19 protein-coding genes are annotated in these 24,131 nt (G+C 67.2%); 5 read left to right on the forward strand and 14 right to left on the reverse strand.

From position 1 onward, the window contains the following. Positions 1 to 2: 2 nt before the first annotated feature. Genes CFB35_RS14530 through CFB35_RS14540 form a run of 3 tightly spaced genes read left to right on the forward strand, consistent with a single transcriptional unit; the run spans position 3 to position 1,647 of the window. Positions 3 to 821 (forward strand): beta-ketoacyl synthase chain length factor, encoded by an 819-nt coding sequence (locus CFB35_RS14530; RefSeq protein ID WP_089465148.1) that lies wholly within the window; start codon positions 3 to 5, stop codon positions 819 to 821. After that, positions 818 to 1,321 carry a hotdog family protein gene (locus CFB35_RS14535; protein WP_089465149.1) on the forward strand — a complete coding sequence of 168 codons (504 nt, stop codon included), beginning with the start codon at positions 818 to 820 and terminating at the stop codon, positions 1,319 to 1,321. The genes CFB35_RS14530 and CFB35_RS14535 overlap by 4 nt, the downstream gene beginning before the upstream one ends. Beyond that, entirely contained in the window at positions 1,318 to 1,647 is a 330-nt protein-coding gene (locus tag CFB35_RS14540; RefSeq protein ID WP_089465150.1) for a hypothetical protein, read from the forward strand. The genes CFB35_RS14535 and CFB35_RS14540 overlap by 4 nt, the downstream gene beginning before the upstream one ends. A 58-nt stretch (positions 1,648 to 1,705) precedes the next feature. Here the strand turns inward: CFB35_RS14540 and CFB35_RS14545 are convergent, their stop codons facing one another. The 9 genes from CFB35_RS14545 to CFB35_RS14585 form a co-directional block, all read right to left on the reverse strand. Continuing rightward, positions 1,706 to 1,939, reverse strand: a complete 234-nt coding sequence (locus CFB35_RS14545; RefSeq protein ID WP_060966647.1) for a hypothetical protein — start codon at positions 1,937 to 1,939, stop codon at positions 1,706 to 1,708. A gap of 108 nt (positions 1,940 to 2,047) precedes the next feature. After that, a complete protein-coding gene (gene phbB / locus CFB35_RS14550) occupies positions 2,048 to 2,791 on the reverse strand; it encodes an acetoacetyl-CoA reductase (protein WP_089465151.1) in 744 nt (247 codons plus the stop codon). 219 nt (positions 2,792 to 3,010) lie between these two features. Continuing rightward, on the reverse strand, positions 3,011 to 4,192 hold the full coding sequence (locus CFB35_RS14555) for an acetyl-CoA C-acetyltransferase (RefSeq protein ID WP_089465152.1): 1,182 nt from the start codon (positions 4,190 to 4,192) through the stop codon (positions 3,011 to 3,013). Between the two features lie 299 nt (positions 4,193 to 4,491). After that, the gene (gene phaP, locus CFB35_RS14560) at positions 4,492 to 5,076 is read right to left on the reverse strand and encodes a TIGR01841 family phasin (protein ID WP_059575684.1); all 585 of its coding nucleotides are present in this window, start codon (positions 5,074 to 5,076) and stop codon (positions 4,492 to 4,494) included. Positions 5,077 to 5,578: 502 nt separating this feature from the next. Beyond that, positions 5,579 to 6,343, reverse strand: a complete 765-nt coding sequence (locus CFB35_RS14565) for a ParA family protein (RefSeq protein ID WP_060009018.1) — start codon at positions 6,341 to 6,343, stop codon at positions 5,579 to 5,581. Positions 6,344 to 6,688: 345 nt separating this feature from the next. Further along, complete coding sequence (locus CFB35_RS14570) at positions 6,689 to 10,225, reverse strand: GLUG motif-containing protein (protein WP_089465153.1); 3,537 nt, start codon at positions 10,223 to 10,225, stop codon at positions 6,689 to 6,691. 62 nt (positions 10,226 to 10,287) lie between these two features. After that, positions 10,288 to 11,976 carry a ShlB/FhaC/HecB family hemolysin secretion/activation protein gene (locus CFB35_RS14575; RefSeq protein WP_306427097.1) on the reverse strand — a complete coding sequence of 563 codons (1,689 nt, stop codon included), beginning with the start codon at positions 11,974 to 11,976 and terminating at the stop codon, positions 10,288 to 10,290. 590 nt (positions 11,977 to 12,566) lie between these two features. After that, the gene (locus CFB35_RS14580) at positions 12,567 to 13,121 is read right to left on the reverse strand and encodes a single-stranded DNA-binding protein (protein WP_059575676.1); all 555 of its coding nucleotides are present in this window, start codon (positions 13,119 to 13,121) and stop codon (positions 12,567 to 12,569) included. Positions 13,122 to 13,219: 98 nt separating this feature from the next. After that, on the reverse strand, positions 13,220 to 14,413 hold the full coding sequence (locus CFB35_RS14585) for an MFS transporter (protein ID WP_059575675.1): 1,194 nt from the start codon (positions 14,411 to 14,413) through the stop codon (positions 13,220 to 13,222). Positions 14,414 to 14,677: 264 nt separating this feature from the next. On the opposite strand from CFB35_RS14585, the gene uvrA reads away from it, so the two are divergent. Together uvrA and CFB35_RS14600 are read left to right on the forward strand one after the other, a co-directional pair. Further along, complete coding sequence (gene uvrA / locus CFB35_RS14595) at positions 14,678 to 17,563, forward strand: excinuclease ABC subunit UvrA (RefSeq protein ID WP_089465155.1); 2,886 nt, start codon at positions 14,678 to 14,680, stop codon at positions 17,561 to 17,563. A gap of 222 nt (positions 17,564 to 17,785) precedes the next feature. Continuing rightward, positions 17,786 to 18,868: an AI-2E family transporter gene (locus CFB35_RS14600; protein WP_059575670.1), complete on the forward strand. Its 1,083-nt coding sequence runs from the start codon at positions 17,786 to 17,788 to the stop codon at positions 18,866 to 18,868. A gap of 93 nt (positions 18,869 to 18,961) precedes the next feature. Here the strand turns inward: CFB35_RS14600 and purU are convergent, their stop codons facing one another. The 5 genes from purU to CFB35_RS14625 all read right to left on the reverse strand — a co-directional run bounded on the left by purU (position 18,962) and on the right by CFB35_RS14625 (position 24,128). Continuing rightward, positions 18,962 to 19,846, reverse strand: coding sequence for a formyltetrahydrofolate deformylase (gene purU / locus CFB35_RS14605; RefSeq protein WP_059575690.1), 885 nt, complete (start codon positions 19,844 to 19,846; stop codon positions 18,962 to 18,964). Between the two features lie 71 nt (positions 19,847 to 19,917). Further along, the gene (locus tag CFB35_RS14610) at positions 19,918 to 20,781 is read right to left on the reverse strand and encodes an NUDIX hydrolase family protein (RefSeq protein WP_089465295.1); all 864 of its coding nucleotides are present in this window, start codon (positions 20,779 to 20,781) and stop codon (positions 19,918 to 19,920) included. Between the two features lie 5 nt (positions 20,782 to 20,786). Further along, the gene (locus CFB35_RS14615) at positions 20,787 to 21,401 is read right to left on the reverse strand and encodes a LysE family translocator (protein WP_059575668.1); all 615 of its coding nucleotides are present in this window, start codon (positions 21,399 to 21,401) and stop codon (positions 20,787 to 20,789) included. Between the two features lie 76 nt (positions 21,402 to 21,477). Then, complete coding sequence (locus tag CFB35_RS14620) at positions 21,478 to 22,044, reverse strand: adenine phosphoribosyltransferase (RefSeq protein WP_059575666.1); 567 nt, start codon at positions 22,042 to 22,044, stop codon at positions 21,478 to 21,480. A 77-nt stretch (positions 22,045 to 22,121) separates the two neighbouring features. Further along, the gene (locus CFB35_RS14625) at positions 22,122 to 24,128 is read right to left on the reverse strand and encodes a monovalent cation:proton antiporter family protein (protein WP_059642787.1); all 2,007 of its coding nucleotides are present in this window, start codon (positions 24,126 to 24,128) and stop codon (positions 22,122 to 22,124) included. Positions 24,129 to 24,131 lie beyond the last annotated feature (3 nt).

Genomic DNA, 24,131 nt, shown 5'->3' on the forward strand with positions numbered 1-24,131 from the left:
CCATGACGCTCACCGCCTTCATCGAAAGCATCGGCCTCGTCGGCCCGGGATTGAACGGCTGGCCGCACGCGGCCGACGTGCTCGCGGGCCGCGCGCCCTACGTGCCTGCCCGCACCGAGCTGCCGCCGCCCGCCGGCCTGCCGTCGGCCGAGCGGCGTCGCACGGGCCCCGTCGTGCGCGCCGCGCTCGCGGTCGGCCACGAAGCGGTGGCCGCGAGCGGCCGCGACGCCGCGACGCTCGCGACCGTGTTCAGTGCATCCGGCGGCGACGGCCAGAACTGCCACGCGATCTGCGAAACGCTGGCCGGCGACGATCGCCAGTTGTCGCCGACGCGCTTCCACAACTCGGTGCACAACGCGCCGGCCGGCTACTGGAGCATCGCGACCCGCGCGATGGCGACGTCGAACGTGCTGTGCGCGCACGACGGCAGCTTTGCCGCCGGCCTGCTCGAAAGCCTGTGCCAGGTCGTCGTCGATCGCGTGCCGAGCCTGCTGATCGCGTACGACACCGACTATCCGGAACCGCTGCGCGCGGTGCGGCCGATCGGCGACGCGTTCGGCGTCGCGCTCGTGTTGGCGCCGGAAGCCGGCGAGCGCGCGCTCGCCCGTATCGACGTCCAACTCACCGACGCACCCGCGACGGCGCTCGCGCACGCCGGGCTCGACGCACTGCGCACCGGCAATCCGGCCGCGCGCGTGCTGCCGCTGCTCGAGGCGCTCGCCACGCAACGTACGACGCGCGTCGTGCTCGACTATCTGGACGACACGCGCCTTCAGGTCGACGTCGCGATGCCCGGGACCTTCGCGGAGCGCGCGCGATGAACGCAACCGCCGCACCGGCCCCGCCGCTCGACCACGCGTGGATTGCCGCGCACATTCCGCACGCCGGCGCGATGTGCGTGCTCGATTCGGTCGATGCGTGGGACGCCGAACGCATTCGCTGCACCGCGTCGAGCCACCGCGATCCGCACAACCCGCTGCGCGCGCACGGGCGGCTCGCGTCGGTCTGCGGCATCGAATACGCGGCGCAGGCGATGGCCGTGCACGGCGCGCTGCTCGGTGCGCACGATGCACGCCCGCGCGCCGGCTATCTCGCGAGCGTGCGCAACGTCGACGCGTTCGTCGACCGGCTCGACATCTTCGCGCAGCCGCTCACCGTGGACGCGCAACGCGTGAGCGGCGACGGCCGCTCGGTGCTATACGGCTTCGCGCTGCGTTGCGGCGAGCGCGTGCTGCTGTCCGGCCGCGCGGCGGTGATGCTCGACGCATCGGCCGCCGGCGCGTTTCAACCGGCGCCTGCCGGCAACCCGAAACCTCGATGACGAGGCTTACCTCAAGGAACCCGGTCGTGAAAGTTCGTCAGTTCATTGGCGCCGCGCTCGTTCTGGCGCTGCTCAGCCCGCTCGCCCACGCGGACCTGTCGGAAGTGAAGCAGGACATCAAGCGCGATTCGAAGGAAGCCGCGCACAAGACCGGCGAAGCGGCGCGCAGCTTCGGCCACGCGACCGCGAGCGCCGCGAAGGCGGTCGGACACGGCGTCGCCCATGCGTCGCGCGAAGGCTGGGAAGCCACCAAGCGCACGACGAAGCGGATCTTCCACAAGAACGACTCGGGCGAATCGGCCGGGAAGGGCGAAAGGAACGACTGATCCCGCGCCCACGCGTCGCGGACGGCATGCGCGCGGGACGTGACCGCCGATCGGCCGCTCATCGATCACCGATCGCAACGCGTCGGCGCGACGGCCAACGTGCGCGACGCAGCGGCCTGGCCGGCCTGCGCGCGAAGCACTTGCCGTACGCTGCGAGCCCGCAATCGCGATGATCGAAATTCCGCAACAGCCGCGCGCGGCGCCGCTCGAGCCGGTAGAGCGAAATCGCCATCGTCAGCGCGACGGCCAGTGCCGTGCCGCCGATCACGAGTCCCATCCAGGTGTCGCCCATGCGTCCTCCGGAATGCGAGGCCGAAGCGGCGCGCCTGCCGTCGCTCCGGCACGGGATGGTGCGCAACGCTGCCCGCACGCGCGCGAATGCCGTGCGGGCCGCCGCGCGTCAGTGCATGTGCTGACCGCCGTTGATCGCGATGTTGGAGCCCGTCACGAAGCCGGCCTCCTCCGAGCACAGGTACGCCACCAGCGCCGCGACTTCCTCGGGCTTGCCGAGCCGACCCACCGGAATCTGCGGGAGGATCTTCGCGTCGAGGATGTCCTGCGGGATCGCGGTGACCATCTTCGTCGCGAGGTAGCCCGGCGACACCGTGTTCACCGTCACGCCCTTGCGCGCGACCTCGAGCGCGAGCGATTTCGTGAAGCCGTGCATGCCGGCCTTCGCGGCCACGTAGTTGGTCTGGCCGACCGAACCCTTCGAGCCGTTCACCGACGAGATGTTGACGATGCGGCCCCAGCCGCGCTCGACCATGCCGTCGCAGACCGGCTTCGTCATGTTGAACACGGAGTCGAGATTCGTGCGGATCACCGCGTCCCAGTTGACCTTGTCGAGCTTGCGCAGCGTCATGTCGCGCGTGATGCCCGCGTTGTTCACGAGAATGTCGACCGGGCCGACGTCCCGCACGATCGTCTCGATGCATTCCCGGCACGAGTCGTGATCGGCCACGTCCACCGGGTACGCAAGGAACGTGCGACCGGCCGCATGCATCTCGGTCAGCCAGCGGTCCGCGCCGGCGTTGTTCGGCGAATACGTGACGACGACCCGGTGGCCCGCGTCGTTCAACCGGATGCTGACCGCTTCGCCGAGACCGCCCATCCCACCTGTCACAACTGCGATTCGCTTAGTCATACTATGAATTACCGACAAAAAAGTAATCGATGAAAGACGGGGCGACGGCCTCGCACCTGCTGCAGCCCCACCGCTTCGATGCACGGCCGCCCCGCGTCGCGGGCGCGGCACGCATCGGTACCTCGCGCTTATTGTCGATTTCCCGTCTTGCGCGAAACCCGCGCGGCTCGCCCGCGGCGCGGGCGCGCGCCGCGAGCGAGCCGTGCCGTCAATCACCACTCAGAGACGCTCGACCGCGAGCGCGACGCCCATCCCGCCGCCGATGCACAGCGACGCCAGCCCGCGCTTCGCATCGCGCTTGGCCATCTCGTGCAGCAGCGTCACCAGGATCCGGCAGCCCGACGCGCCGATCGGGTGACCGATCGCGATCGCCCCGCCGTTCACGTTCACCTTCGACGTGTCCCAGCCCATCTGCTTGTGCACCGCCAGCGCCTGCGCCGCGAACGCCTCGTTGATCTCCATCAGGTCCAGGTCGCCCGGCGTCCAACCCGCGCGCTCCAGGCACCGGCGCGAAGCCGGCACCGGACCCATGCCCATCACGCTCGGATCCACGCCCGCGTTCGCGTACGCCTTGATCCGCGCCAGCGGCGTCAGGCCCAGCGCCGCCGCCTTCTGCGCCGACATCACCAGCACGGCCGCCGCGCCGTCGTTCAGCCCCGACGCGTTCGCCGCCGTCACCGAGCCGTCCTTCGCGAACGCCGGCTTCAGCCCGGCCAGCGATTCGGCCGTCACGCCGTGACGCACGAACTCGTCGGTCGCGAACTGCAGCGGCTCGCCCTTGCGTTGCGGGATCGACACCGGCACGATCTCGTCGTTGAAGCGCCCGGCCTTCTGCGCGGCTTCCGCCTTGTTCTGCGACAGCGCCGCGAACGCGTCCTGCTCCTCGCGCGTGATCCCGTATTCCTTCGCGACGTTCTCCGCCGTGATGCCCATGTGGTACTGGTTGTACACATCCCACAGGCCGTCGACGATCATCGTGTCGACCAGCTTCGCGTCGCCCATCCGGAAGCCGTCGCGCGAGCCCGGCAGCACGTGCGGCGCCGCGCTCATGTTCTCCTGGCCGCCCGCGATCACGATGTCCGCGTCGCCCGCGACGATCGCGTTCGCCGCCAGCATCACGGCCTTCAGGCCCGAGCCGCACACCTTGTTGATCGTCATGCCCGGCACGGCGCTCGGCAGCCCCGCCTTGATCAGCGACTGCCGCGCCGGGTTCTGCCCGGAGCCGGCCGTCAGCACCTGGCCCATGATCACTTCGCTGACCTGCTCGGGCTTCACGCCCGCACGCTCCAGCACCGCGCGGATCACCGTCGCGCCCAGTTCAGGCGCGGCCACCTTCGCCAGCGAGCCGCCGAATTTGCCGACCGCGGTCCGCGCGGCCGATACGATCACTACGTCCGTCATGTTCAGTTCCTGCATCGAAATCAGTGTGTGGTTCTGACGCCCGCACGAGGCGTGCTGTACACGGCGATGACGCGTGTCGGGCCATCCGGCGCGATCGCGGCCACACGCCGCCGTACGCCATAGGGCGGGCGGCATCCGTTCGCACCGTGGCACGGGCAACCGTGCACGGGCGTCTTGCGGCGAGCCGAAGCTCGCCAGCCCCGCGTGGCACACGCGGCGCCGGCGCCAATCAATCGTGTCGCGCCTGCGCGCGACACGCATTCATGCGCGTTCGTGCTCGTTCGGGCCCGTTCGGGCCGTCACGCAGCCGATTCGCGCGCGGCCGCTGCGTCCTTGCGTGCGGCGGCCGCCGTCTGCTTCGCGCCGCGCGTGGCCGTTTCGCTGACCACATCGAAGCCGCTCTTCGCCGCTTCGATCGCCTGCCCCGTGGCTTCACGCACGGAGTCGGCCGCGGCGCTCGCCGCGGACAGCGCCGAATTCAGCGCGGCCACCACCGGCGCCGAGCCGGCCGGCGCATGCTTCGACAGCTCGCCGAGCACGTCCTTCAGGCGCTTGTCGTTCTGCTCGTACTGCGCCTGGGCGACCTTCGCCCATTCGGACTGCGTCGACACCGCGATCTCGAACAGATGCCGGCCGTACGACGCGACCTTGCCGGCCGCTTCCTGCGGCGCGGCGACCTGCTGCGCGAAGCCCGCGGCCGGGTTGCTGCCGGTGAACGCGTTCTTCAGCTTGTCCTCGTAGTCCTCGAGCGCCGTCCGGGCCGCTTGCAGGTTGAGTTCGACGACAGCCTCGAAACCGTGGATCGCCGGACGGGCGATTGCAAACCACGCGGCGATACCGGACTGATAATCGGCGGTGAGTTTTTCGGGGGCAAATACGGACATCGGGCACGCTCCTGTTGGCTATGCGAGAGACGACGTAAAGAAAAATGGAAGCTCGGGTAAACAACCGCTTCCTTATTGAAACCCGTCACCTGTTTGGGAACGGGCGGTAGAAGGAAGTCATTCTAGATCGATTAATTGTCAATTAAATGGCATTAATAATAGGTGTAAACCCTTATTACCCTTTGAACCGTCCGCCGAAGCTGCGGGCACGCCGAAATCTCAGACAAGACAGTGCCCCTCACCGGCCGGCGACGCTTTTTTACCTTTTGCAGCACAGCGCATCATGACGTGGCGCAATATTTGCCAATTCATTATTCCGCTTATTAGAAAACCGGGCACCATTGAAAATGGAGCACCCATTTATGTCATATTTTTTGTGGATTTCTTGTGAAATCGTTTTCTTGATTATTAATGACGAAATCAATAATCGGACGAATTGCCGGTCGCGACAAAAAAACAAGGCCGCTCGAAGCGGCCTCGGTCGGTGCGGTCGCGCGCGAGATCAGCCGGCCAGTTCGCGATGCAGCGCGCGGAACTCCTGCGCGAGCTTGTGCGTCGGCTCGAGATGGATCACCGGCCTCGACTGCTGATGCGATTCGCGGATCTTCACCGATGCGGACAGCCGCGACGCGAGCACCGGCAGCCCTTCGTCGACGAGCTCGTCGACCAGCCGTTGCGGCAGGCTCGCGCGCGGCTGGAACTGGTTGATGACAATCCCTTCCACCTCGAGCGCCGCGTTGTGGTCCTGCTGGATTTCCTTCACGTTCTCGAGCAGCGTGTACAGCGCGCGGCGCGAGAAATCGTCGCAGTCAAACGGGATCAGGCAGCGCTCGACCGCGATCAGCGCCGAGCGCGTATAGAAATTCAGCGCGGGCGGCGTGTCGATGTATACGGTGTCGTACATGTCGAGCTCGTTCAGCGCGTCGCGCAGCTTGTAGATCTTGTAGCGCGATTCGAGCTTGCCGTGCAGCGTGTCGAGATCCGGATGCGCGGGCATCAAGTCGAGCCCGTCGAACGGGGTCGCGTGGATGAACGACGCGACGTCGATCGGACGGAAGTTGAAGGTCAGCGCGGTTTCGAAGAAGCCGGCGACGCCCGGTTGCGCATCGGCCGCGGCGTCGCCGAGCAGGTAGCGCGTCGAGTTCGCCTGCGCATCGAGATCGATGACGAGCGTGCGCAACCCTTCGCTCGCGCTGATCGCCGCCAGGTTGCAGACGATCGTCGATTTGCCCACGCCGCCCTTCTGGTTGAACACGACACGCCGCATAGTCCCCTCTCGATCGAAGCCAACGGAAGACACCAGCATACCCGAGACCGGTTGCCTGCCGTATCGCGACGTGCATCGGGATCGTGCGGCGAATCGCCGAGCCCCCGCGTGCATCGATGTGCGCCCGCCGCGGACGCATCCGCTGCCAGCCGCCCCCGATGGTTGCACGACCCACACAGAAGGGCGGGCACGCGGCCACGCCGGCCCGATTGAGTCGCGCCGATGAACGACGAAGGCGAGGCACCGGATCACTCCGATGCCCCGCCTTCAGTGACTACGACAAGCGACGGTCAGCTTCGCGGGTGGCTGGCGAAAAGCCCGCCCCCCGCATCGAGACCGGTGCGCTTACCGGGACGCGATGACGCGACGGCCAGCACCGATCTGTTGCACCGCGGCTGCCGCGCCGGTTGCCACGCTCGACTCGATATGTCCGTAGTTCAAGCCCGCCAGACCACCGTAAGCCTGGTCATACCCGGACACATAGTTGATGCGGCTGCTCGTCGTCGAGCCCTTCACCGTGGCCACGTTATAGCCGACGAGACCGCCGAGACGCGCACCCCTACCGCCGCTCACCGTACCCGACGATTCCGAGCTCGACACGAGGTGGCCGTTAGTGCCGACCAGACCGCCGACGCTCGCATAATCGCCGCCCGTCACGTCGCCTGTCGCCTTGCTATTCGCAACGCTACCCGCCACATTGCCCATTCCGACGAGACCGCCTACGGCGCTACTCGTGCCGGCAGTCACCGCGCCGGACGCTTCCGAGTTCGACACTCGACCGTCGTTGTGGCCGACCAGGCCGCCGGCGTAAGCGGAGTTGCCGCCCTCCACCACGCCGATCGCCTTGCTGTTCGAAATGTCACCGTTCGCGTTCTTGCCGACCAGACCGCCGACGCTCGCCGAAGCGCCCGCCACCACCTTGCCTGACGCCTTGCTATTTGCGATGGTGCCGCCGTTCATGCCGACGAGGCCGCCTACGGTGCTCTTCATGTCAGCGCTCACGTAACCCTTCGCCTGGGACCCGCTGATGGCGCCGGTGTTGACGCCAACGAGGCCGCCCGCGAGGCTGAAAGCGCCGCCCGTCACCTGGCCGTACGCATCCGAACCGGAAATCGTGCCCTTGTCGTTATTGCCGACCAGACCACCGACATGGCTGGCTCCGCCGCTGGTGACGTCGCCGCGGGCGATCCCCACCGTGATTTGCCCCTTGTTTTGACCCACGAGGCCACCGATAAGCGCAGCCGACTTGTCGGTCACGTCGCCCGTTGCCGTCCCGTTCGTGAGGACGCTTTCGTTCACGCCAACGAGACCGCCGATCGCGGCCGAGCCGACGCCCGAGACATTGCCCGTCGCCGTTCCATTGGCGACCGTGCCGAGAAGATGCCGGCCGATGAGGCCGCCGATCGTGGAACCGGACGCGGTGCCGTTGACCGCGCCGCTCGCCGACACATTCGAGAGCGAACCGCGGTTCACGCCGATGAGACCACCGATCGCGGAATTACCGGCGCCGCGGACGGTGCCGCTCGCCGACGAGTTCGCGATGCTCGTGCCGACGTCGTTGTCGCCCACCAGGCCACCGATGCTGCTGTTACGGCCGCTGACGGCAACGTTGACGCTCGACGACGAATTCTGGATCGCACCCGTGCCGACGTCACCGTTCACGCTGTTCACGCCGACCAGACCGCCCACCTTCGCATTGGTCTGCGCCAGCGTGATGCTTCCCGTGCTGCTCGAATTCGAGATCACGCCGCCGCGGTTGATGCCGGCCAGACCGCCCACGCCGCCGTAGAACCAGCTCTGATCCGCGATCCCGCCCGAAATGGTCGTATCGGCCGAGCTGTTGCTGATCGTGCCGAGCTTGTCCGGACGGCCCGCGATCGTGTAGTTTTCGCCGACGAGACCGCCCATCGACAACGTGGCCCAGCTGCCTGCAATGCGCCCGGTGACCGACGACCGATCGATGTCGCCGCCCAGGTTCGTGCCGACGAGACCGCCCAGCACCTGCATGCGCGACGTCCCGCCGTTCACGACCACGTTCGTCGCCTTCACGTTGGAGATGACGCCGGTGTCCGTATTCACGCCCGCGAGGCTGCCGATCATCGCCGGCCCGTTGCCCGTGTACGATCGCGCGCCCGTCACGTTCACCGACGCGAGCTTCAGGTTGCCGATGTAGCCGGCGTTCACCGAGAACAGGCCGATGAACGGGCCGGTGCCGTACACCGATACGTTGCTGATCGTGTTGCCCAGGCCGTCGAACTTGCCGAAGAACGTGCGGTCGTTGCCGATGCTCCGGAACTGGCGGCCACCGCCGTCGATTGCGCTGCCGAGCACGTAGCGGCCCGACAGGTCGTTGTCGATCGAACGCAGTTGATCGACGCTGTTGATCACGCGATACGCGTCGCCGTTCGAACGGTACGACGCATTCGCACCCGACAGCGTGACGACGCCGTCGCCGTTCACCGCGAGACCGCTACCCGGATTCAGTTCCAGCTTCGCGTTGCGGCCATCGAGCGTCAGCTTGTCGTTCACGCGAATCTGCTTCGCCGCGTTCACCGTGACGCCCGCGTCGTCGCCCGTCGCCGTCACCGGCCCGTGCAGTTCCACGTCGCCTTGACGCGACGTCAGCGTCAGCCCGTTGTCGCTGCTCCAGGTAACCGGCGCGTCCACCTTCAGCGTGCCGGTCGTGCGAGCGAGTTCGACGTTGGTCGTGCCGAGATTGCGCGCCAGCGTATCCGCGCCGATCGCGGCATCCGAACCGCCCGAACCGCCGACCTGCTGGCCGCCGATCACGAGCGCGCGCGACGCGGCGCTCCGACCCACGCCGGCATTCGCCGACTCGATCGTCCACTTGCCCGCCACACCATCGTGCCCGCGCGTGTCGACCGTCGTCGTGTCCGCCACGCGCACCGCGGCACCCTTCGTCACCACGGCGCCGTGACCTTCCGCGCCCGCCAGCGTGCTCGCGTCCAGCGTCCCGGCCACGTGCACCGCGCCGTCGCCACCGTCCAGCGTGATCCGGCCCGCGACGTTGTTCAGCCCCTTCGCCTCGATCGTCCCGCTGTTGTTCACCACCGTGCCCAGCAGGCTGTTCGCCGACCGTGCCGACATCAGCACCTGGCCGCCGTCGGCCTTCAGCAGGCCGCCGTTGCTCACCAGCGCGTCCACCGCCGCGCCGTTCACCTCGAGGCTCAGCAGCTTGCTGCCGTCGAAGTTCACCTTCACGTCATTGCCCGCGCCCAGCGCGACCGTGCCCATCTGCGCCCGGATCACGCCGTTGTTCGTTACCTGCGCGCCCAGCAGCGCGACACCGCCGCCGTCCGCCGCCGTGATCGTGCCCTGGTTCACCACCTGGCCTGCCGACTTACCGTTGAAGCGGAAGTTGCCGTTCAGGAAATCCTTGTCCGAGATGTCGCGCGTCGACGCCACGAGGCCACCGACGTTCACTTGCGCGCCCGATCCGAACAGCACCCCGTTCGGGTTCACCAGGAACACCTTGCCGTTCGCATCGATGCGGCCTTCGATGTTGCTGCCGTTCGCACCGACCACCCGGTTCAGCGCCAGCGACTGGCTCGTCGGCTGATTGAACGACACGCGCTCGCCGCCGGCGACGCTGAAGTCCTGCCAGTTCGTGATCAGCTTGTCCGTATGCTGGTTGATCGACATCGTCTTGTTGTCGGCCGACGTCGCGAAGTCGCCCTTGCCCGACACGATCTCGGCGCCCGTGGGCAGCGCATATGCGCTCGACGCCGCGAAGCCCAGCAGCGACACGGCCGCCGCGATTACACGGCGGCCGCCCGCCTTGCCGCGCCGACGCGCGTTCTCGCCCGCCACGCTCCAGCATCCGTTCGCTTGATTCCAGACCAATGCATAAGCCTTGTTCATCTTTGGTTTCCTTGTTGTATTGACTGCCAAACCCTGCGTCATGCAGGCGCTCGTCCAGACGCTCAGAAATACTGAGTCGCCTGAAACCAGATTCGCGGCGAGCCGGCGGACGACGCCAGCCCTTCGCTTGAGGCGAACGGCCAGGCGGCCGCCACCGTGACTTGATGCCCCTTCCCGTACCAGCCCGCGCCGAATCCCGCGGCCTGCATGCGGATGATGTTGGTGTCCTTGAACACGCGATGCTTGTTGATGCCGACCCGGCCGGCGTCGACGAACGTGCTGACCCGCCAGCCGGGCGCCACCGCATACCGCAATTCCGCGCTCGCCTGCCACCCCTGATCGCCGCTGCCCGAGCCGAGCGTGTAGGCGCGCACGCCGTACGGGCCGCCGAGGCTGAACTGCTCGGACGCGTCGAGATTGCCCGACGACAGTTGGCCGCTGAACTGTGTGTAGAACTGGAAACGCGAGCCAAGCGCCTGCAGGCGCATCACGCTGACGCCGAGTTTCTTGAAGGTGCCGCGCGTCTTGACGAACCCCTGCGCGCCAAGCACGTCGGCCGTGCGCAGGCGGCCCGCGCCGGCCGAAACGGAGAAGGCGGTGGTGCCGCCGCCGAGCAATGCGTCGTCGCCGTTGCCGCTCAGCGTGAAAGTCCATAGACCGACGTTCTTGTCGTCCTGTATCTGGAACGCGCGATAGTCGTCGTGAAGGTTCTTGTTCTCGTATTGGAGTTGCGCGTTCAGGTTGAACGCGCGGCCGCGCAGCAGCGGCTGAACGACAAATGCGCTCTGGATGTTGGCGCGGCTGTGAAGATCGAGTTCCTCGAAGCCTTCGCCGACCTTCGAATGCAGATTCGAGTAGCCGACGCCGACGCGCGTCGACCACGGCCCGACCGGCAACTGGTACGACGCGCTGTAGTAGCGCTGCAGCGTGTCGCTTCCCATGCCGCGCAACGTGAGCCGATCGCCGATGCGCAGCGGCGAATTGACCGCGATGCTGCCGGTAAGCCGGTAGCGCCCCGTCGACAGGTTGCCGTAGTTGTCCGCCTCCAGCGTTCCCGTCGCGATCGGCCCCGGATCGGCGTCGATCACCAGATCGGTCGAGCCCTGCGTGCGCCCCGAGCGCAACGTGCCCTTGGCGTCGACGCCGGGCAGGTCACCGACGAGCAGCAGGCTGCGCGCCAGATCGGCGCCGCGCACCGCCTCGCCCGGACGCAGCGCGGACAGCGGCTGGCGCACCACGCCGTCCAGCACGCGCGAGCGGTTATGGAGTTCGATCCGATCGTAGCGGCCTTCCAGCACGTCGATCCGGACGACGCCGTCGTCGATGTCCTGACGCGGCAGATAGGCGCGCGCGAGCACGTAGCCATGCTCGCGGTAGTAGGAAGTGATGCGAGCCGCAGCCGCCTGCAACTCGCCAAAACTCAGCTCCCGCCCGGCCAGGTCCTGGAGGAGCGGCTCGAGCTGCGCCGACGTGAACACCCGATTGCCGCCGATCGCGAACGCGCGGACCGTCACGCGCGGCCCCGCATCGACGCCCTCAGGCGCGGGTGCGGCCTGCTCCGTACGCTCGATGCTCAACTCGGGCGCCGACGCGGCCGGGAGCGCCGGGCGCACGGATTCGATTTCGCGCATCGACTGGCCCGCGTTCGGCAACTGCGAAAACGCGACACCGGGCAGGAACAGCCCCATCGCCGCGCAACAGCCCAGCGCGTATGGAACACCGCCGCCGAGGCCGGCAACGGGCGCGCGCACCACCGCTGGCCGTGCGTCTCGATGATGCGTGACGCCTGGATGCCGGGTCGCAAGAAAATACCAGAAGCCTCGGCCGTAACGATCCATTATCAATTCGGTAAACCACCATTTGCATTCGCTACCGAATCATAATTTTCAGTCCTATCAAGATAAATAATACAAGTACGATTTATTTCTATAAAAACGAAATCCTTCGATAAATTCCTAATACTCCCCGAAAAAACTGCACATCATTCGGCTTTCTTGTCGACTGCCGCCGCCCGATTCCATCACCGACATGTCCGCCCCGGCCGTCGGAATCAGACGGTGTCCTAACGATACTGGCGCAACAAGGTCCTCTAGCGTCGATCGGGCATGCGAAAGTGAAGGAATGCGGACCGCGTACAGGCCGTCCGGACAATTGATCAGCCGGAGACGTGGCCCAGCGCGAAAGCGCTACCTGCCGCCGCTATTCGGGGCGAATGTTCCCGAAGCAAAATAAAAATCGCCGCAGAAAATCGAATCAGATTTGATCCGCCATGGGCTAAAAAGGCTAAAAAAAACCCCGCCAAAAGGCGGGGTCGATCTTTACAGCGTTTGGTTGCGAGATCTCAGAACGGAATATCGTCGTCCATCTCGTCGAAGCCGCCGCCTGCCGGCGCGCTCGGACGGCTCTGGCCGCCGCCACTTGCACCGCCGCGCGCCGCGCCGCCGGCACGACCGCCGCCGCCACCGCCGCGCTCCATCTGCTCGCCGCGACCGCCGCCGCCACCGCCGTAGCCGCCGCCATAACCGCCTTCGTCACCGCCGCCACCGCCGCCGCCCGAACCGCCGCGGCCGCCGAGCATCTGCATCTGTTCGGCGACGATTTCGGTCGAGTAACGGTCCTGGCCGTCCTGGCCCTGCCACTTGCGCGTGCGGATGCGGCCTTCGATATAGACCGACGACCCCTTCTTCAGGTATTCGCTGACGATTTCCGCCAGACGGCCAAAGAACGCGACGCGATGCCACTCGGTCATTTCCTTGAAATCGCCGCTTGCCTTGTCCTTGTAGCGGTCGGTCGTCGCGAGGCGGATGTTCGCAACCGCGTCGCCGCTCGGCAGGTAACGGACTTCAGGATCGGCGCCGAGGTTGCCGACGAGGATGACCTTGTTGACGGATGCCATGTGTTTCTCCAGTAAATTCGATGCCGGGCCGCCCGCGACAGCCGTCGGAGCAGCCCGCCGGGGGGAGCCGGCGAACGCCGCCGGCGCCCACCCGACAATCAGGTTCCGGCCTTGCGCGGCGGCGCTTTCATATTGGCCGCGATTATAAGCCACGCGGCCACGAGCCCCGAACACGTGTAGAACACGGTGTTCGCGCCGCCGTGCTTCAGCAGCCAGCCGCCCACGATGCCGCCGAGCGCGAGCCCGATCGACTGCGTGGTGTTGTAGACGCCCGTGGCCGCGCCCTTGCGCGAACCCGGCGCGAGCTTCGACACGAGCGACGGCTGCGACGCTTCCAGGATGTTGAACCCGAGGAAGTAGACGAAAAGAATCGCCGCCACAATCAGGATGGTATGCGGCGCGCTGCCCAGCAGCAATTGACCGATGAGGATAGCCAGAATGCCGCCGAGCAGCACCGGCTTCATCTTGCCCCGTTTTTCCGCGACGATGATCGCCGGCACCATCATCACGAACGCGAGCCCCATCACCGGCAGGTACACCTTCCAGTGCGCGGCGACCGGCAGCCCGCCGTCGACCAGCAGGCGCGGCACGACGAGGAACAGCGCCGTCTGCGTCGCATGCAGCACCAGCACGCCGAAGTTCAGGCGCAGCAGCTCGACGTTGTGCAGCACCTCGGCGAACGGCGCCGGCACGTGCACGGGCTTCGCCGCATCGGGCACGATCCACAGCACGACGCCGATCGCGAGGATCGACAGCACGCCGACGATCGCGAACAGCCCGCTCATCCCGACCCAGTGGAACACGATCGGCGCGCCGACGATCGCGACCGCGAACGACACGCCGATCGAGCCGCCGACCATCGCCATCGCCTTCGTGCGGTTCTGCTCGGAGGTCAGGTCGGCGATGAACGCGAGCACCGCCGACGACACGGCGCCCATGCCCTGGATCACGCGGCCGACGATGATCCACGTGATGTCGTGCGCGAACGCGGCGACGAAGCTGCCGAGCGCGAAGATCACGAGGCCCGCGGCGATCACCGGCTTGCGGCCGAACTTGTCGGACGCCCAGCCGTAGAAGATGTAGAACAGCGACTGCGTGACGCCGTAGGCCCCGAGCGCGATCCCGACGAGCAGCACGTTGTCGCCGCCCGGGATGGTTTTCGCGTAGACCGAAAACACCGGCATGATCATGAACAGGCCGAGCATGCGCAACGCGAAGATCGCCGCGAGCGACGTGGTCGCGCGCAGTTCGGGCGCAGTCATGCGGGAAGACGTGGCAGACGGATTGGACATCGGGAATGAATTTCGAATGATCGGAATGTCCGCCCGGCAGCGGGCGGCGGAAGATCAGGGCCGGCGGCCTGGCGGCCTTTCGGGCGACACGTCGGGGCCGGATGCGGATGGCCTGCGGGCCGCCCGGAACCGTGCGGCGCGACCGCTTTCCCCGGCGCAGGTGTCGCCTTGCTGCCACCTGCCGCAAGGGCTGGGGGCCGTAAACGACGGTCTCGAAAAGCCGTTATAGTAGCAGGTTTGGTTTCCTCCATTTTCGCCAGGTTCATGGAACAGATCCGTATCCGTGGGGCACGCACCCACAACCTGAAAAACGTCAATCTCGACCTGCCGCGCCACAAGCTGGTCGTGATTACCGGGTTGTCCGGGTCGGGCAAGTCGTCGCTCGCGTTCGACACCCTTTATGCCGAGGGCCAGCGCCGCTACGTCGAGAGCCTGTCCGCCTATGCCCGCCAGTTCCTGCAGCTGATGGAGAAACCCGACGTCGACCTGATCGAGGGGCTGTCGCCGGCGATCTCGATCGAGCAGAAGGCGACGTCCCACAACCCGCGTTCGACCGTCGGCACGGTCACGGAAATCCACGACTACCTGCGACTTTTGTACGCACGTGTCGGTACACCGTACTGCCCCGATCACGACATCCCGCTCGAGGCGCAGAGCGTGTCGCAGATGGTCGACGCGGCGCTCGCGCTGCCCGAGGAAACCAAGCTGATGATCCTCGCGCCCGTCGTCGCGGATCGCAAGGGCGAGCATGTCGAGCTGTTCGAGGACATGCAGGCGCAGGGCTTCGTGCGCTTTCGCGTGCGCTCGGGCGGCGGCGCCGCGAACGAAGGCGCCGCGAAGATCTACGAGGTCGAGTCGCTGCCGAAGCTGAAGAAGAACGACAAGCACACGATCGACGTCGTCGTCGATCGCCTGAAGGTGCGCCCGGACATGAAGCAGCGGCTCGCCGAATCGTTCGAAACCGCGCTGCGCCTCGCCGACGGCCGCGCGATCGCGCTCGAGATGGATACCGACAAGGAGCACCTGTTCAGCTCGAAGTTCGCGTGCCCGATCTGCTCGTACTCGCTGCAGGAACTCGAGCCGCGCCTGTTCTCGTTCAACAACCCGATGGGCGCGTGCCCGGAATGCGACGGCCTCGGCCAGATCACGTTCTTCGACCCGAAGCGGGTCGTCGCGCACCCGTCGCTGTCGCTTGCCGCCGGCGCGGTGAAGGGCTGGGACCGCCGCAACCAGTTCTACTTCCAGATGCTGCAGAGCCTCGCGGCGTTCTACGAATTCGACATCGACGCCGCGTTCGAGGATCTTCCCGAAAAGATCCGCAAGGTGCTGCTGTTCGGCTCGGGCAAGCAGACGATCCCGTTCTCGTACATCAACGAGCGCGGCCGCACGACGATCCGCGAGCACGTGTTCGAAGGGATCATCCCGAACCTCGAGCGCCGCTACCGCGAGACCGATTCGGTCGCGGTGCGCGAAGAGCTGTCGAAGTACCAGAACAACCAGCCGTGCCCGTCGTGCGACGGCACGCGCCTGCGCCGCGAGGCGCGCCACGTGCGGATCGGCACCGGCGACCATGCGCGCGGCATCTATGAGATCAGCGGCTGGCCGCTGCGCGACGCGCTCGGCTATTTCGACGGGCTGACGCTCGACGGCGCGAAGCGCGAGATCGCCGACAAGGTGATCAAGGAAATCGTCGCGCGCCTGACGTTCCTGAACAACGTCGGGCTCGACTACCTGTCGCTCGAGCGCAGCGCCGAGACCTTGTCGGGCGGCGAGGCGCAGCGCATCCGGCTCGCGTCGCAGATCGGCTCGGGCCTCACGGGCGTGATGTACGTGCTCGACGAGCCGTCGATCGGCCTGCACCAGCGCGACAACGACCGCCTGATCGCGACGCTCAAGCATCTGCGCGACCTCGGCAACTCGGTGATCGTCGTCGAGCACGACGAGGACATGATCCGCACGGCCGACTACGTCGTCGACATGGGCCCCGGCGCCGGCGAGCACGGCGGCGTGGTGGTCGCCGAAGGCACGCCGAAGCAGGTGCAGTCGAACCCGCAGTCGCTGACGGGCCAGTACCTCGTCGGCAAGCGCGTGATCGAGTACCCGGACGAGCGGCTCGCGCCCGATCCGGAGCGGATGCTGCGCATCGTCGACGCGCACGGCAACAACCTGAAGCACGTCGATCTCGATCTGCCGGTCGGCCTCCTGACCTGCATCACCGGCGTATCGGGCTCCGGCAAGTCGACGCTGATCAACGACACGCTGTATCACGCGGTCGCGCGCCACCTGTACGGCTCGGCCGCCGAGCCGGCGCCGCACGAGGCGATCGAGGGCCTCGAGCACTTCGACAAGGTGATCAACGTCGACCAGTCGCCGATCGGCCGCACGCCGCGCTCGAACCCGGCCACCTACACGGGCCTGTTCACGCCGATCCGCGAGCTGTTCTCGGGCGTGCCGACGTCGAAGGAGCGCGGCTACGATCCGGGCCGCTTCTCGTTCAACGTGAAGGGCGGCCGCTGCGAATCGTGCCAGGGCGACGGCGTGCTGAAGGTCGAGATGCACTTTTTGCCGGACGTCTACGTGCCGTGCGACGTGTGCCACGGCAAGCGCTACAACCGCGAAACGCTCGAAGTGCAGTACAAGGGCAAGAACATCAGCGAAGTGCTCGACATGACGGTCGAGCACGCGTACGAGTTCTTCAGCGCGGTGCCCGTCATCGCGCGCAAGCTGAAGACGCTGCTCGACGTCGGCCTCGGCTACATCCGCCTCGGCCAGTCGGCCACGACGCTGTCGGGCGGCGAGGCGCAGCGCGTGAAGCTGTCGCTGGAGCTGTCGAAGCGCGACACCGGCCGCACGCTGTACATCCTCGACGAACCGACCACCGGCCTGCACTTCCACGACATCGCGCTGCTGCTGGAAGTGATTCACCGGCTGCGCGACCAGGGCAACACGGTCGTGATCATCGAGCACAACCTCGACGTGATCAAGACCGCCGACTGGGTGATCGACCTCGGCCCCGAAGGCGGCGCCGGCGGCGGCCAGATCATCGCGCAGGGCTCGCCCGAGCAGGTCGCGAAGACGAAGGCGAGCTTCACCGGCAAGTACCTCGCGCCGCTGCTGAAGCGTCCCACCCGCAAGGTCGCGGCCGGCTGACGCCCCGTTCCGCCGTTCCCGCGCGCGGCCGCCCGGCCGCGCGCCCCCTCGTTTTCCCTTCTGCGTTTACACCACGCGCCAAACGGGCCGTTTGCGGACCATAATGGCAGCTATACTTTACGGTCGTAAGGTTCGCCATCCGCACCAATCCGGTGCGGCGCCGGGCGGCCCGCGCTCTGCCGCGCGCTCCGCGGCACGACACACGGACGACAGGAATCCACGATGGAGAAGCAACAAGAGTCGCGCGACACGCAGAACCGCGAGCCGCACCTGCGCAGCGTGCGGCTGACCAGCGACTTGAGCCTGCCGAAACTGTCGGCACTCGAGATCGGCAGCTATCTCTTCGCGCTCGTCATGATGTGGCTCGTCCTCGAGCTGCGGCTGCTCGGCGGGATGCTGGCCGGCCTGCTCGTCTATCAGCTGATCCACACGATCGCGCCCGTGATCGAACGCCATACCACCAGCATGCGCGCGCGCTGGGTCGCCGTCGTGCTGCTGTCGATCGCGATCGTCGGCGCGCTCACCGGCCTGACGCTCGGCATCATCGAGCATTTCGAGCACACGGTGCCGAACCTGCAGAGCCTGCTCGGCCAGCTGATGCAGATCGTCGAGCAAACCCGCGCGCGCACGCCGGCCTGGATCGCGAACCTGCTGCCCGTCGACGTCGAACAGATGAAGACGAAGGCGGCCGTGCTGATGCATTCGCACATGGACCAGCTCCAGCAAAGCGGCAAGAGCGTCGCGCGCGGCTTCGGCCACGTGCTGTTCGGGATGATCATCGGCGCGATGATCGCGATCGGCGTCGAGCAGGGCAAGGTGCGCCGGCCGCTGTCGACCGCGCTCGTCACGCGCGTGTCGCGCTTCGCCGATGCGTTCCGCCGGATCGTGTTCGCGCAGATCAAGATCTCGGCGATCAATGCGGCCTTCACCGGCATCTACCTGCTCGTCGCGCTGCCGATCTTCCACCAGCGGCTGCCGCTGTCGAAAACCCTCGTGCTCATCACGTTCATCGTCGGCCTGCTGCCGGTGATCGGCAATCTGATCTCGAACACGCTGATCGTCGCGGTGTCGCTGTCGGTCAGCATGGGCACCGCGATCGCATCGCTCGCGTTTCTCGTGGTCATCCACAAGCTCGAATACTTCCTGAACGCGAAGATCATCGGCGGCCAGATCGAGTCGCGCGCGTGGGAGCTGCTGCTTGCGATGCTGATCATGGAAGCCGCGTTCGGGCTGCCGGGCGTGATCGCCGCACCGATCTTCTATGCGTACCTGAAACGCGAGCTGTACCTGCTGCGGCTGATCTGACGCCGCCCGCTCGCCAACGGCAAACGAAAACGCCGCGCCCCGTGAAGGGCGCGGCGTTTTCGCTTGTGGAGCCAGCCTTCCGCGACCGACGGATCAGCGGAACACGACCGTCTTCGTCCCGTTCAGCACGATCCGGTGCTCGACGTGCCACTTCACCGCCCGCGCGAGCGTCACGCATTCGACGTCGCGGCCGATCGCGGTCAGCTGGTCGGGCGTCATGCTGTGGTCGACGCGCTCGACTTCCTGCTCGATGATCGGGCCTTCGTCGAGATCGGTCGTCACGTAGTGCGCGGTCGCGCCGATCAGCTTCACGCCGCGGTCGAATGCCTGGTAGTAAGGCTTCGCGCCCTTGAAGCTCGGCAGGAACGAATGGTGGATGTTGATCGCGCGCCCGGCGAGCTGCTCGCACATGTTCGGCGACAGGATCTGCATGTAGCGCGCGAGCACGACGAGATCGGCCTGGTGCTCGTCGATCACTTCCAGCACGCGTGCTTCCTGCGCGGCCTTCGCGGCATCGGACGAACCGCCGACGAGCGGGAAGTGATGGAACGGAATGTTGTAGCTCGCGGCGAGCTGGTAGAACTCCTTGTGGTTCGACACGATCGCCGGGATCTCGATCGGCAACTGGCCGGTGCGATAGCGGAACAGCAGGTCGTTCAGGCAGTGGCCGATCTTCGACACCATGATCACGACGCGCGGCTTCACGGCCGCATCGTGCAGCTCCCAGCGCATCGAGAACTGCTCGGCGAGCGGCGCGAATTCGTTGCGAAGCGTGTCGAGCGCCGACGCGGCATCCACGCCGCCGCCGTCCTGCTCGAAGTGCACGCGCATGAAGAACTCGCCGGTGCGGCTGTCGCCGAACTGCGCGGAATCGAGGATGTTGTTGCTGCGCTCGAACAGGAAGCCCGAGACCGCATGGACGATGCCGTGCCGGTCGGGGCACGACAGTTTCAAGATAAAGCTGTGATCGGTCGGCATGACCGCGACTCCCATTGTTTCCGTATTCGTCAAATTGCCCGTTCGCGCCGCCAGGCCGCGCGCGGCGCGCGTCATGCGCCCGGCACGAACAGCGCGTCGATGCCGGCCGCGTCGGCCGCCGCAAGCCAGCGGTGGCGCAGCAGCGTGTCGAGCGTCGCGAGGCTCGCATCCATCGTCGCGCGGCCTTCGCGCAGCCAGCCGATCACCTCGGGCACGCCGGCCAGCAGGTGCTCGGCCACTTCGCCGTCCTGGTTGCGCGGCGCGAAGTCGTGCGGCAGCGGCAGGTCGTACACGAAGATCAGCTCCGACTGCGTGCCTTCCGGCAGCGAGTTCAGCACCTGCACCGTGCGGCCCGCGATCGCGCGCGCCGCCAGGTCGACCGGAATGCCGGCTTCTTCCCAGCACTCCTTCGCGAGCGTCTCGTGAACGCCCAGCCCCCAGCCGATCCCGCCCGCGACGACGTTGTCGAGCATGCCGGGGTCGGTGGCCTTGGTCTCGCTGCGGCGGCCGAGCCACATCTTCGGCGCGGCCGCGGCGGGCTCGCCGGGCGTAACCGCATATTCTACGATGCCGTTCACGTGCACCGCATAGGTCTGCGTGCCGAAGAAGCGCGACGCCGCGCGCTCGATGTACGCGAGCGGCGGATCGTCGAAGCGGTTGCGGATCGCGTAGATCTCGTCGCGCCAGCCGGGAATCGCGCCTTCCGCCGCGAGCGCGCCGATCGCGCCGGCCAGCGCCATGCTGCGCGCATCGACCGAATCGTAGCGCGCCGACAGCACGACGCGCTCGCCGGTCAGCTCGAACACGTCGGGCCAGCGCGCGAGCTTCGCGACGTCCTGGCGGCGCACCCAGCCCACCGCCTGGCCGGCGATCTCGAAACGCAGGTGCGCGGCCGGATCGAAGCGGCGCGCGGCCGCGATGCACGGAAACGTCATCGCGCTCAATCCTTCAGCGCGACGCGGATGCCGATCGCGATGAACGTCGCGCCGGCGATCCGGTCGAGCCACACGCCGGCCTTCGGGCGGCGCTTCAGCCATGCGCCGATCATGCCCGCGCCGACGCCGAACAGCGAGAAGACCGCGGCCGTCTGCAGCATGAACAGCGCGCCGAGCTCGAACATCTGCAGCGTCACGCCCTGCGCGCCGTGCGGATCGACGAACTGCGGCAGGAACACGACGAAGAACAGCGTGACCTTCGGGTTCATCAGGTTGCCGATCACGCTCTGCCGGAAGATCGTGCCGAGCGGCTGCGGCGGGCGCGCATGCGCGTTCGCGAGGCCCTGGCTGCGCAGCGCCTTGATGCCGATCCACACGAGGTACGCGGCGCCCGCGAGCTTCAGGATCTGGAACGCGACCGGCGACGAACGCAGCACGGCCGCGACGCCGAGCGCCGCGAGCGTCGTGTGGAACAGGATCCCCGCCGTGAAGCCGAGCGCGGCGACGAAGCCGGCCGCGCGGCCCTGCGAGATGCCGCGTGCGAGCACCTGCAGGTTGTCGGGACCCGGCGCGAACGTGATCGCGATCGACGTGGCGAGAAACAGCATGAAGTTGGGCATCGTGAACCTCGCTGCGGAAGGTGAACCAGGCGCGAACCAGCGCAAACCGGGGCGGCGGGCCCCGACGGACCGGCGTTCAGTGGCCGGAGAATTCGGTAACGGTATAGACGGGCAACCCGGCGTTGCGCAGCAGCGCCGAGCCGCCGAGATCGGGCAGATCGATGATCGACGCACCTTCGACGACCACCGCGCCGAGCCGCTGCAGCAGGTTGCGCCCCGCCATCATCGTGCCGCCGGTCGCGATCAGGTCGTCCATGATGATCACGCGGTCGCCGGGGCGGCACGCATCTTCGTGGATCTCGACCGTCGCGCTGCCGTATTCGAGATCGTACGATTCCGAACGCGTCTTGTACGGCAGCTTGCCGACCTTGCGGATCGGCACGAAACCGACGCTCAGCTCGTACGCGACGATCGGCGCGATGATGAAGCCGCGCGCGTCGAGGCCCGCGACGTAGTCGAGCTTCGCGTCGACATAGCGTTCGACGAACAGGTCGACGAGGATGCGCAGCGCCTTCGGGCTCTGCAGCAGCGTCGTGATGTCGCGGAACTGCACACCCGGCTGCGGCCAGTCCGGCACCGTGCGGATCTGGCTGTGGATGAAGGCGACCGGATCGAGCGGTGCGCCCGGCGACGAATGCGGCATGAAACTCTCCGAAAAAAACGGTGCGCGAAGATCGGGCACCGTTTCTGATCAATACGGGTCAGGTTGCGAATCGCGGCTCACGCAGCCGCGGCCGGCGGATCGCGCCGATGGCGCGACAACCGCTCCTCCGCGAGCGCGAGCGCCTCGGGCAGCCCGCGCAGCACCACGATGTCGCTCGCGCGCAGCTTGGTCTGCGGATCGGGTTCGACGCCGCGGATGCCGTGGCGGCGGATCGCCGTGACCTCGAGCCCGAGCGCGTACAGCCCGAGTTCTTCCAGCGACCGCCCGACCGCGTCCGCGCGCGCATCGACCGGCACCGATTGTAGCCGCACCTGCTCGTGATCGTCGTCGTCCGCGTCATCGGCGCCGCGGAAATAGCCGCGCAGCAGGCTGTAGCGCTCGTCGCGCATCTCCTCGACGCGCCGCACGACCTTGCGCATCGGCACGCCGACCAGCACCAGCGTGTGCGACGCGAGCATCAGGCTGCCCTCGACGATCTCCGGAATCACCTCGGTCGCGCCGGCCGCCAGCAGCTTTTCGAGATCGGCATCGTCGACGGTGCGCACGATCGCCGGCAGCGTCGGCTCCAGCTCGTGCACGTGATGCAGCACGCGCAGCGCGGACGGCGTGTTCGCGTAGGTGATCGCGACGGCCGCCGCCCGGTGGATACCGGCCGCGACCAGCGACTCGCGGCGCGCGGCGTCGCCGAACACGACCGATTCGCCGGCCGTCGCGGCCGCGCTCACGCGATCGGGGTCGAGGTCGAGCGCGACGTACGAAATGCCTTCCTGCTCGAGCATGCGCGCGAGGTTCTGCCCGGCGCGGCCGTAGCCGCAGATGATCACGTGGCCGCGCTGCTTGAGGCTTTGCGTCGCGATCCGCGTCATCTGCAGCGACTGCTGCATCCATTCGGTCGACGACAGCCGCATCACGATGCGGTCGGCGTTCTGGATCAGGAACGGCGCGGCGAGCATCGACAGCAGCATCGACGCGAGGATCGCCTGCAGCAGCGTCGAGTCGACGAGATGCCGGTCGAGAATCAGGTTCAGCAGCACGAAGCCGAATTCGCCGGCCTGCGCGAGGCCGATGCCCGTGCGCATCGCGACGCCCGGCGTCGCGCCGAACAGCCGCGCGAGCCCGGCGATCATCGTCGCCTTGAACAGGATCTGCCCGACGAAGAAGCCGAGCACGATCAACGGATGCTCCCAGATCACGCGTGGATCGAGCAGCATCCCCGTCGTCACGAAGAACAGCCCGAGCAGCACGTCGCGAAACGGCTTGATGTCCTCCTCCACCTGATGGCGGAACGGCGTCTCGGAAATGAGCATCCCGGCGATGAACGCGCCGAGCGCGAGCGACAGCCCGAAGCGGTCGGTGATGAACGCCGCGCCGAGCGTGACGAGCAGCAGGTTCAGCACGAACAGCTCCTGCGAGCGGCGCCGCGCGACCACGTTGAGCCAGCGCGTCATGAAGCGCTGGCCGATGACCAGCAGCAGCGCGAGCGCGATCACGATCTTGACCGCCGCGAAGCCGAGCGTGAGCGCGAGATCCTTCGACGATTCGGCGCCGAACGCGGCGATCACGATCAGCAGCGGCACGACCGCGAGATCCTGGAACAGCAGCACGCCGAAGATGTTGCGGCCGTGCTCCGTCTCGATCTCGAGCCGCTCGGCGAGCATCTTCGACACGATCGCCGTCGACGACATCGCGAGCGCGCCGCCGAGCGCGATGCTGCCCTGCCACGTGATGTGCACCCAGTGCTCGAACAGCGCGCCGAGCACGAGCGCGAGCAGGAGGGTCGCGACGACCTGCAGCAGGCCGAGCCCGAACACGAGCCGCTGCATCGCCCTCAGCTTCGCCAGCGAGAATTCGAGGCCGATCGAGAACATCAGGAACACCACGCCGAACTCCGCGAGGTGCTCGGCCCGTTCGAGATCCGCCGCGACGCCGAATGCGTGCGGGCCGACCAGGATGCCGACGGTCAGGTAGCCGAGCATCGGCGGCAGGTTCAACGAGCGGAATACGACGACGCCCACCACCGAGGCCAGCAGCAGCAGCAGGGTCATTTCGAGCGGGGAAATCACGGG

The organism is Burkholderia sp. AU16482, from assembly GCF_002223285.1.
In the GTDB taxonomy this organism is placed as follows: Bacteria; Pseudomonadota; Gammaproteobacteria; order Burkholderiales; family Burkholderiaceae; genus Burkholderia; species Burkholderia semiarida.